The organism is Flavobacterium sp. DW-iso2 (assembly GCF_058725285.1).
In genome coordinates, this window is record NZ_JBZXDY010000072.1 from 1 (window position 1) to 1,091 (window position 1,091).

1 protein-coding gene is annotated in these 1,091 nt (G+C 42.3%); it reads left to right on the plus strand.

Going from position 1 to position 1,091, the window contains the following annotated elements:
• Positions 1 to 1,091: Calx-beta domain-containing protein (locus tag AC4PRO_RS18140; RefSeq protein ID WP_492118393.1), on the plus strand; the 1,091-nt coding region annotated here is incomplete at both ends.

Consider the following 1,091-nt stretch of genomic DNA (forward strand, 5'->3'; position numbering starts at 1 on the left):
ACATTCAGCTATAGTATTCCTTTAACAGGTGGATGTGGATCGGTGAATGCTACAGGAACAATTACAGTTACGCCAGCACCAAACGCAGGAGCATTATCAGGTGCACAAGGGATTTGCGTATCAGGAACAACAACATTTACGACAAATGGGAATACTGGCGGAACATGGAGTTCAGGTACACCAAGCATAGCAACTGTAGATCCATCTACTGGAGACATAACAGGAGTTGCTGGTGGAACAGCAACGATCACTTATACTGTTGTAGGAACTGGAGGATGTGCTGATGCTACAGCAACGAGAAATGTTAATGTTTATTCTCCAAGTGTAACTTTAGCTGGAACAACTTCTATTATAGAAAGTTCGGGAGGTAATGTAATCCTTACGGCAACTCTATCTACTGTAACTATAACTAACACAACTGTTACTTTAGCTTATTCAGGAAATGCAACAAATGGCTCTGATTATACAGCTAGTTCAACTACCATTACCATTGCTGCAGGTTCAACTACAGGAACAGTAACGATAACTCCAATAGATGATAACATTTATGAGGGATCTGAAACTGTTGTTGCTGATATTACTAATGTTACAGGTGGATGTGCTTCAGAATTAGGTGCACAAACCGCTACTGTAACGATCACAGATAATGATGATGCACCAGATGTAACAATAGGCGATGCTACAATTGTAGAAGGAGGGATTTTAAGTTTTCCAGTAAGCTTGAGTAACCCATCGGCTACTACCATTACCCTAACCTTAGGCTTTACTAATGTAACGACCAGCAATGGAGATTACACGACGGCTCCTGTAGTGGTGACCTTCTTAGCAGGGGCTACAACAGCAACAGCAACAGTACAAACAACAGAAGACACCATAGCGGAATCAACAGAGACCTTTACCGTTGGAATTACGTCTTCTACAGGAACAGTAGGCTCGACTACGGCTACGGCTACTGGAACGATCACGGATAATGATGATGCACCAACAGTAACTGGAATCACTCCATCGAGTGCAACCGAAGGCGATGCTGTAGTATTTGATTTCGAGTTAAGCAATCCAAGTGCAGTAGATGTAGAGTACACCTTCACATT